Source organism: Kitasatospora sp. NPDC059088 (genome assembly GCF_042738155.1).
In the GTDB taxonomy this organism is placed as follows: domain Bacteria; phylum Actinomycetota; class Actinomycetes; order Streptomycetales; family Streptomycetaceae; genus Kitasatospora.
The window spans coordinates 5,175-10,949 of the sequence record NZ_JBHYGR010000053.1; the positions used below are offsets into that span (position 1 = coordinate 5,175).

General features: G+C 75.8%; 5 protein-coding genes. 2 read left to right on the plus strand and 3 right to left on the minus strand.

Annotated features, from left to right (window positions below; translation table 11 throughout):
- The first annotated feature begins 194 nt into the window (after positions 1-194).
- Together ACFWXO_RS23580 and ACFWXO_RS23585 are read left to right on the plus strand one after the other, a co-directional pair.
- A complete protein-coding gene (locus tag ACFWXO_RS23580) occupies positions 195-1,475 on the plus strand; it encodes a hypothetical protein (protein WP_380525668.1) in 1,281 nt (426 codons plus the stop codon).
- A gap of 130 nt (positions 1,476-1,605) precedes the next feature.
- Entirely contained in the window at positions 1,606-2,043 is a 438-nt protein-coding gene (locus tag ACFWXO_RS23585; protein ID WP_380525669.1) for a hypothetical protein, read from the plus strand.
- A gap of 15 nt (positions 2,044-2,058) precedes the next feature.
- Here the strand turns inward: ACFWXO_RS23585 and ACFWXO_RS23590 are convergent, their stop codons facing one another.
- The 3 genes from ACFWXO_RS23590 to ACFWXO_RS23600 all read right to left on the minus strand — a co-directional run.
- A complete protein-coding gene (locus tag ACFWXO_RS23590; RefSeq protein ID WP_380525670.1) occupies positions 2,059-2,967 on the minus strand; it encodes a YhjD/YihY/BrkB family envelope integrity protein in 909 nt (302 codons plus the stop codon).
- 126 nt (positions 2,968-3,093) lie between these two features.
- A complete protein-coding gene (locus ACFWXO_RS23595; RefSeq protein WP_380525671.1) occupies positions 3,094-4,365 on the minus strand; it encodes a helix-turn-helix domain-containing protein in 1,272 nt (423 codons plus the stop codon).
- Between the two features lie 174 nt (positions 4,366-4,539).
- Positions 4,540-5,775, minus strand: a 1,236-nt coding sequence (locus tag ACFWXO_RS23600; RefSeq protein ID WP_380525672.1) for a GMC family oxidoreductase N-terminal domain-containing protein, incomplete at its 5' end; no start/stop codon positions are given.

A 5,775-nucleotide genomic window follows, 5' to 3' on the forward strand; every position in this document is an offset into this window, starting at 1 on the left:
GGGGGGCGGCCCCCGGCCTACGGGCCCCCGACCCCCGGGGGGCGGGGGGGGCGGGGGCCCTCCCCTCCGGCCACCCGTCGCAGGGAGCGGCCTCCTTCGCCCGGACGGCGCACCCCGGAGTGCCGGTCACCGGGCCCTACGGGCCAATGGTGGTCAGCGGCGCCACCGCCGCACGGAGCGCTGGGAGCCCCCCGATGAACGAGCCGCCGGAGCCCCCGGCCGGGCCGGGGCGCGCCTCCCGGGCGAGGCGGCCGGTCCGGAGCACGGTGTCGGCGGTCCTGATCGCGCTGACCTGCGTGCTGGTGCCGGTGTCGCTGCTCACCGTCTGGGTGCACGACATCGCCCTGGACACCGGCCGGTACGTGGCGACGGTCGCCCCGCTCGGCACCGATCCGGCGATCCAGGACGCGGCGGTCGCCCGGATCACCCAGGCCGTGGACGTACGGGTGGACGGTCCGGCGGTCACCTCCGACCTGGCCGCCTGGCTGCAGGCCCACGGGCTGCCGCCCCGGGTCGCCTCGGCGGTCAAGGCGCTCGGCCCGAAACTCGACGACGCGGTGAACCAGGTGGTCACCGAGGCCGCCACGCGGGTCGTGCACAGCGACACCTTCGTCACGGTGTGGACCCAGGCCAACCGGGTCGCCCACACCGCCGTGGTCCAGGCCCTCACCGGTCACGGGCGGGGCGCGGTCGAGGTCACCGACGGCACGGTCACCCTCGATCTCGGCTCGGTCGTCGACCGGCTGAAGGACACGCTGGTCGCCGAGGGGCTGAGCCCGGCCGAGCGGATCCCGGACGTGGACAAGCGCATGGTGCTGTTCCAGTCCGACCGGCTGGCCCGGATCCGCGGCGCCGCACACGCCCTCGACGTGGTCGGCAACTGGCTGCCCGTGCTCACCGTGTCGCTCGGCGCCGTCGGCGTCCTGCTGGCCCGCCGCCGACGCCGGGCCCTGGTGTCCGCCGCCCTCGGCGCGGCCGGGGCCAGCCTGCTGGTGGCCCTCGCCCTGGTGGCCGCCCGCCACTACTACCTCGACCACCTGCCGCCCGCCGTGCAGTCCCCGGCCGCCGCCGCGGCCGTCTTCGACACCCTGCTGCACTTCCTGCGGATCAGCCTGCGCACCGCGACCGTGCTGGGCGTGGCGGTGGCGCTCGGCGCCTACCTGGGCGGCGCGGGACGGCTGCCGCGTGCCGCCCGCGGCCGGGCCGACCGCGCCGCGGACTCCGTCGCCCGCTGGGGCGACGCCCACGGCGTGCGCGCGGGCCGGGCCGGCACCTGGACCGCCGCCCACCGCCGGTGGCTCGCCGGCACCGCCGTCCTGGTGCTGGCCCTGGTGTTCGCCCTGTGGGACGACCCGACCGCGCTGACCGTGCTGCTGCTGGTCGCGATCCTGCTCGCGGTGCTCGCCGTCCTGGCCCTGCTCGCCGCGTTCGGCCGGGCCGCCACCGGCGGGCCGGACGGTTCGGTCCTACGGTGAGAGAAGGGCCGCTGCCCGGCCCCTCCGTCCTTTCCCTTCCTCCCGTTCCTTCCTGCCCTCCCTTCCGTCCCGTCTCCTGTCCCCGTCCGCGTACCGGTACGAGGCGGCCGTCGTCGAAGGAGTCCATGCCATGACCAGCCCTGTCACCGAACCGGGCCGTACCGGCCGGCCCGCCGAGCACCGCCCCTTCGCGGCCGGGTGGACCGTCTTCGCCGCGGTCATGCTCATCGCCGCCGGCACGATGGCGGTCTTCCAGGGGATCGCCGCCATCACCAAGGACAGCCTGATCATCGTCACCCGTCACTACGTGTACTCGATGAACACCGAGGGCTGGGGCTGGATCCACGTCATCCTCGGACTCGCCGTCGCCGCCGCGGGCGTGGCCCTCTTCAGCGGCGCCCCCTGGGCCCGTGGCGTCGGCATCGTCGTCGCGGTCCTGGGGATGGTCGCCAACTTCCTGTGGCTGCCCTACTACCCGTTCTGGGCGCTCGTCCTGATCGCGATCGACGCCTTCGTCATCTGGGCGCTGTGCGTCGGACCGGCCGGCCGGAGCGCCGACGACGCCTGAGCCCGGCGCGGACGCTCACTCTTCGTCCTCCTCCGCCGCCGTCGCGACCGGGGACGTGCCCGGAGTCCCCAGCAGCCGGGCCAGCCGGCCCTGGCCGGCCAGCACGTAGCCGATGCCGATGCCGAGCGTGACGGCGGTGAACACCACGATCAGCCAGCTCAGCAGGGTGAAGACCAGACCGAGCGGGCCGAACTGCGCCACACTGCGGTTCAGCGAGCGGGGGATGTACAGCCGCGACCCCCAGGCGAGCGCCGTCAGCGCCGCGCTGGTCAGCACGGCCCCCGGCAGCAGCGGCAGCCAGGGCACCCGGCCGCCGAGCAGCAGGTGCTGGGTCCACCACCAGAGCAGGACGGCGCTGACCAGGTAGAGGAACACCCCGAGGCTGTCGCCCAGCCCGAACCCGGTCCGCACCTGGCCCTGGACGATCAGGACGGCGAGCCACACCAGGAGCCAGGCGAGCCACCGCCAGGCCGCCAGGCGTCCGGCCAGGTGGGGGAGGTGCCAGCTCCGTTCGCACAGCCGTTGCAGCACCCGGCTGCAACTGGTGGCCGCGAGCAGGGTCACCACGATGCCGAGGCCGCCGTAGGTCTCGGTGGTGGCGCTCCCGCTGTCCGTCCGGAGCACCTGGGTGACCTCGTCGTAGGCGGCGCCCCGCAGCCCCAGGACGGTGCGCAGGGAGTCGGACACGCTGCTGCGCACCTCGTCGGGCATGAAGGCGGCCAGCACGAAGACCACCGGGATGGCCGTGAGGAACGCCTGGGCCGCGAGACGGGTGGCGGTGTCCAGCACGTGGATGTGGAGCAGCTGCGCCGCGAGTCGGCTGGGGAACGGGGCGTCGCGCAGCGTGGCCGTCCGCCCCCGCAGCCAGGCGGAACCGGTGCGGAACCAGCGATCGCGGCCCGGCCGACCGCGCCGTTCCGCCACCTCGCCCTCCCGTCCCGCTGCCAGCGTCTCGGATTCCGTCCAAGACTGGGCGACGGGGCGCTCACCGGCATCCCGGGCACGCCGCCGTTCGGCGCAACGGCCGGGGGAGGGCGACCGCGCGGGTGCTCAGCCGCCCTCGCGCTTGATCCACTCGCCGCCGCCCAACGGGTAGTCGTAGCCCGGGCGGTTGACGTCGGCGCTGGTGCGGAAGGGCGTGCCGCCGTTGTCGATGCGGACGGTGCCGTGGCGGTCGCCGCTGGACCAGTCCAGTGTGAGGTCCCAGCGGACGTCGTGCGCCTTGGTGTGGGCGGTGACGTAGAAGACCTCGGGGTCGGACTTGCTGACCTTGTACGGGAAGTCGCGCTGCCCGCCCTTGACGGTGATCACGGGACTGCCCCGGTCGAGGTCGATGTCGAAGGACTTGGCGTCGACGCCGCCGCCGCAGCCGACGCCCATCGAGTAGTCGTTCCAGGCCAGCGGCGCGCCCTTGGCGGTGACCCGCACGTGCAGCCCGAGCAGGACGACCGTGTCCGTGCCGGTGCCCTGGACGGTGAGGGCGACCTCCTGCTCGCCGGAGGACACCGCGCCGTAGGCGGCGGCCCAGCGCGGGGCGTCACGCTCCGGGGCGGGCGGGCCGACCTGGGCGGGCCCGCTGTTCACCAGGAAGTGCTGGCTGCACGGGTCGGCGTAGACGTACGGGCGGGTGCCGACGGTGAGCGGCGCGGGGCCGCTGTCGGTCGAGGTTGGGGTCGGGGTCGGGGCCGCGGTCGGGCTCGGGGGCGTGGCTGAGCTCGGGGCCGGGGTCGTTTCGGCGGCGGCCGTGGGGGTGGTGGGCAGCGGTTCCGGGGCGACGGGCGTGGTGACGCTGTCCGTCGTCGTCGCCGTCGCAGCGGCGGCCTGCTGGTCGCCCTTCGCCTGGCCACCGCCGCCGCCCCAGCCCGTGGGTCGCGCGACCACCAGGACGGCCGCCACCAGGGCGACGGCCGTGGCGGACACGATCAGCGCCGTGCGGCGCCGACGCGGTGGCGCGGGCTCCGCGGACACCACCTCGACCACCGGCTCCGCCTCCGCCGCGGGCAGGTCCGCCGTGCGGGTCTCCGCCGCGGGGGTCTCCGGCGCCCGCTGCTCGGCCCGGCGCCCCCGGGCCGCTTCGGCCAGGATCCAGCTCCGGTGCAGCTCCACGAGCTCCTCGGGAGTCGCCCGGCACAACCGTGCGAAGCGCTCCGCGGACGCGAACTCGTGCGGCAGCGCCGTCCCGTTGCAGTAGCGGTGCAGCGTGGAGGTGCTGGTGTGCAGCCGCTTGGCCAGCGTCCCGTAGCTCAGCCCCGAGCGCGTCTTGAGCTCGCTCAGCAGCCGCGCGAACTCCTCCGTCCCCGCAGCCCCAGTCCCGTCCGGCACCCGACGTCTCCCGTTCCCCGCGTCCCGCCCCCGCCGGCCCGGTGCCCTCGCGCGTCACCGCTGTTCAGGGCCCGTTCCGGCGTCCCACCTTACCCATCCCGCTGAGGGACGCGGCCGCCGGCACGGACGGTTGCGCCGGTGCCGGTCGCTCGCGCCCGGTCCGGTCACGGCTGCTCAGTTGCCGTCGGGCCGACGGCTGGTGGACCGCTCCAGGTACCGGGCCGTGATCAGGTGGGAGAAGCCCATGATGGTCTCCTGCGGGCTGACACCGGTGGCGCCCGGCAGAACGCTCGCGTCGCACAGCCGCAGGTTGGTGAAGCCGTGCGGGCGTCCCTGGGCGTCGCACACGCCGCCCGGGGCGGGTGGGCCCATCGGGCAGGACGCCATGGCGTGGACGGAGATCAGGTCCCAGGTCTCGGGCCGGGCGTGCAGTGCGAAGTCGGCCACCTGCGCGGCGGTGGTCAGGCCGCCGGTGGTCGGGCGGGTGGTGGTCGGGCCGGCGGGTGCGGGCGGCAGCAGTTCGACCGCGCCGGCCTCCAGGAGGAGCTCGGCGGTGCGCCGGAAGGCGGAGCGGAGGAGGTCCCGGTCGCTCGCGGTCAGGCGGTGCCGCAGGAGCGCGCCGAGGCCGGGGACCGCCAGCAGCCGTGCGGTGCCCCGGACGCTCACCTGGGTGGTGTAGACGGCGACCCGGTCCAGCTGGGCCAGCATCCGGTCGACGGTCCCGGCGGGATGGGCGGCCAGCGCAGCGGCGAGCGACCCCGGGGTGAGGTTCGCGGGCATCACCCGCACACCCCGGTCGGCGAACTCCTGCAGCTGCGCGGTGAAGATGGTGCCCTCGGTGGCGCGGACGGATTCGCCGAACCGCGCCACGGTACGGAAGTTGACGTGGAACGCGATCGCCCGGCCCGGGCCGCGCCCGCCGATGGCGCTGCGCCGCAGCAGCAGCGCGCTGCCGATCGGGCCGGCGGCCAGGAACACCGTCTGCGGGAGGTAGCGCAGTCGCCGGCCGTCGCGCAGGGCGTGCACGGCTGTGACCCGGGTGCCGTCGTGTTCGAGTCGGACGACCCGGGTGTCCGGTTCGATGACCGCCGCGAGCCGTTCGGCGGCGGGCAGGTAGCTCACCAGCATGCTCTGCTTGGCGCCGGTGGGGCAGCCGGTGACGCACCGGTTGGCGTGCCGGCAGCCGCGCACCGCCCGGCGGGCCGGTGCCCAGCGCCAGCCGAGTCGGTCGGCCGCCTGGCCGAGCAGCACCGAGTCGCGGTTCCCCGGCCCGGGCTGCTGGTCGACGACACCGAGGCGCCGTTCCACCTCGGCCGCGGGGGGGGCGGGGTGGGGGGGCCCGGTTGCGTGGAGCGCGGCGGGCGGCCCCCACACCGACCGGTGTTGGGGTGGGCGGCCCAGCCAGCCCCG